Raw genomic sequence first — 2990 nt, forward strand, 5'->3', positions numbered from 1 at the left:
CAGCCCGAAGGTCGACGAGGCCTTGGCCCGCGACCTCGTGGCCGTGTACGAGCAGCGCACCCGCGGCGTCTATCGGGTGCCGTACGACCGGGCACTCGTCTCCGGGTCGGTCGTCCCGTACGACCAGCTCTCCGAGGACACGAAGCGTTCCTGGCTGCGGGCGTGCGCGGGGATGGCCGCAGCCCTCTGAGGGAAAGAACCACCGGGCGAGGTTGATTGATGTCAATCAACCTCGGCTGGGGTCAGTGCTGGAGCGACGGGTCCCAGCGGTTGGCGATCAGCTTGAAGCTCGGGGTGTCGTCGAGCGAGGTCATGGCCTCGTAGATCCGCTCGTACCGGGTCGAGGCGATCCGCCAGGCGCCGTCGGCGTCCTTGCGATAGGTGTCGACGTAGTAGCCGGCGCCGCGGATCTGCACCTTGAAGTCCGGGACGATGACGGTGTCCTCGAAGGCCCACGACCCCGTCGCAGTGTCGCCGTCGACGTCGATCTCGGGGTGGTTGGCGATGTGGACCGTGACGACACCGGGGCCGAGGTTCTCCGTCATGAAGGCCACGACGCCGGCGCGGTTGTCGTAGTGCAGCGGCTCGCCCATCGCCTGGGTGCCGTACTGCGCGACGACGTCCTCCGCGAGGCAGTCGGCGAACTGGTCCCACAACTTCAGGTCGAGGGTGCGGAAGTAGCGGTGCTTGAGGCGCTTGATCTCCTCGACGGCGGCAAGGTCCATGTCGACCACCCTAGAACGTGTTCTAGTTCCTGTCGACGGGGTGTCCCGGTTCGGCGGGCGGAGTCGTCGGCGGTAAGGTGGCACCCGATCGACATCCTTTAACGAGCCGTCCTGTGAGGCGGAGAAGGAAGGTCAGCCAACCTTGCCTGCGCACCCCAGTTCCACGCCGCATGACGGCACCGCTGGACGCGTCGTCCTCGACGCCGGCGACATCAACCGGGCAGTGACCCGCATTTCCCACGAGATCCTCGAGCGCAACAAGGGCGCCGAGGATCTCCTGCTTCTCGGCCTCCAGACCCGCGGGGTCCCGCTGGCGGAGCGCATCGCCGCGAGCATCGCCAAGGTCGAGGGTACGACGGTCGCGACCGGGTCCCTCGACGTCACGATGTACCGCGACGACCTGCGCAACCACCCCACGCGGGTGGCCAGCCGCACCCAGGTGCCTGCCGGCGGCATCGACGGCAAGACCGTCGTGCTGGTCGACGACGTGCTCTACAGCGGGCGCACCATCCGCGCCGCGCTCGATGCCCTGTCCGACCTCGGCCGGCCGGCCGTCGTACGACTGGCGGTGCTGGTGGACCGCGGGCACCGAGAGCTCCCGATCCGTGCCGACCACGTCGGCAAGAACCTTCCCACCGCGCGCAGCGAACGGGTCAGCCTGCGCCTGGTGGAGACCGACGGTGAGGACGAGGTCCGCATCGTCGACGCCCCCAATGGAGGTGAGGCATGACCCGCCACCTGCTCAGCATCGATGACCTCGAAGTCGGTGACATCGAGGACATCTTCACGACGGCTGCCGAGATGCACGATGTGCAGAAGCGCTCGGTCAAGAAGCTGCCCGCCCTGCGCGGCCGCACCGTCATCAACCTGTTCTTCGAGGACTCCACCCGGACGCGCTCGAGCTTCGAGATCGCTGGGAAGTGGCTCTCCGCCGACGTCATCAACCTGTCCGCCAAGGGCAGCAGCGCCAGCAAGGGTGAGTCGCTGCGCGACACCGTGCTGACGGTGACCGCCATGGGCATTGACGGACTGGTCGTCCGCCACGGCGCCAGTGGCGCGGCCGAGCAGATCAGCCGCTGGGTCGACGTCCCCGTCATCAACGCCGGCGACGGCACCCACGAGCACCCCACGCAGGCGCTGCTCGACGGCTACACGCTGACCCGCCGCCTCGGCACCCTCGAGGGCAAGCACGTCGCGATCGTCGGCGACCTGACCCACAGCCGGGTGTTCCGCAGCAACGTGAAGAGCCTGATCAAGCTGGGTGCCACGGTCACCGTCGTCGCGCCGCCGACCCTGATGCCGGCCGGTGTCGCCGACTGGTCGAAGGAAGCGGGGTTCGCGACGTCGTACGACCTCGACCCGGTCCTGCCCGAGGCCGACGCCGTGATGATGCTGCGCGTCCAGCGCGAGCGGATGAGCGGCGGGTTCTTCCCCACGGCCCGTGAGTACACGGTCGGCTACGGCCTGACCCGCGACCGGCTCTCCCTGCTCAAGCCCGGCACGCCGATCCTGCACCCGGGCCCGATGAACCGCGGGCTGGAGATCTCCGCCGACGCGGCCGACGCGATCGACTCGGCCGTGCTCGACCAGGTCTCCGCGGGCGTCGCCGTCCGCATGTCCGTGCTCTACCACCTGCTGACTGGGGAACCCCAGGGCAACGAAGGAGTGGGCGAATGAGCTCGATCCTGATCAAGGGCGCTGCCCTTCCCGACGGTACGACGACCGATGTCCTCGTCGCGGACGGCGTGATCCGGGAGCTCGGGGTCTCGACGGGCTCGACCAGCCTGGCTGGCGCATCGACGAAGGTGATCGACGCCGCCGGCCTGGTCCTGCTGCCCGGCTTCGTCGACCTGCACACGCACCTGCGCGAGCCTGGCCGTGAGGACGCCGAGACGGTCCTGACCGGCTCGCGCGCCGCCGCTGTCGGTGGCTTCACCGCGGTGCTCGCGATGGCCAACACCAACCCGGTCACCGACACCGCCGAGGCCGCGGAGCGGGTGTTCGACCTCGGCCGGACCGCCGGCCTGGTCGACGTCCAGCCGGTCGGCGCCGTCACCAAGTCGCTCGGTGGCGAAGAGCTCGCCGAGCTCGGCCTGATGGCGCGCTCGCGGGCGAAGGTCCGGGTGTTCTCCGACGACGGCAAGTGCGTCGCCGACCCGCGGGTCATGCGTCGCGCGCTGGAGTACGTCAAGGCGTTCGGTGGCGTGATCAGCCAGCACAGCCAGGACCCGTCGCTCGCCGGTGCCACCGCGTGCTGCCACGAGG

At 69.4% G+C, this 2990-nt stretch carries 4 protein-coding genes and 1 pseudogene; 4 read left to right on the forward strand and 1 reads right to left on the reverse strand.

Features of this window, described 5'->3' with window-relative positions; genetic code table 11:
• Nucleotides 1-190 (forward strand): annotated as a pseudogene (locus tag ACOADB_RS10450) (hypothetical protein); the annotation flags it as partial.
• Nucleotides 191-242: 52 nt separating this feature from the next.
• Here the strand turns inward: ACOADB_RS10450 and ACOADB_RS10455 are convergent.
• The gene (locus ACOADB_RS10455) at nt 243-725 is read right to left on the reverse strand and encodes a nuclear transport factor 2 family protein (RefSeq protein ID WP_378597949.1); all 483 of its coding nucleotides are present in this window, start codon (nt 723-725) and stop codon (nt 243-245) included.
• 142 nt (nt 726-867) lie between these two features.
• Here ACOADB_RS10455 and pyrR point away from each other — a divergent pair, with 142 nt between their 5' ends.
• The 3 genes from pyrR to ACOADB_RS10470 form a co-directional block, all read left to right on the forward strand.
• Nucleotides 868-1455 (forward strand): bifunctional pyr operon transcriptional regulator/uracil phosphoribosyltransferase PyrR, encoded by a 588-nt coding sequence (gene pyrR / locus ACOADB_RS10460; protein ID WP_378597951.1) that lies wholly within the window; start codon nt 868-870, stop codon nt 1453-1455.
• On the forward strand, nt 1452-2402 hold the full coding sequence (locus ACOADB_RS10465) for an aspartate carbamoyltransferase catalytic subunit (RefSeq protein WP_378597953.1): 951 nt from the start codon (nt 1452-1454) through the stop codon (nt 2400-2402). The genes pyrR and ACOADB_RS10465 overlap by 4 nt, the downstream gene beginning before the upstream one ends.
• The coding region (locus ACOADB_RS10470) for an amidohydrolase family protein (protein ID WP_378597955.1) at nt 2399-2990 on the forward strand (592 nt) is incomplete at its 3' end. The genes ACOADB_RS10465 and ACOADB_RS10470, both read left to right, overlap by 4 nt.

Source organism: Nocardioides sp. CPCC 206348 (assembly GCF_048654705.1).
Lineage (GTDB): Bacteria > Actinomycetota > Actinomycetes > Propionibacteriales > Nocardioidaceae > Nocardioides.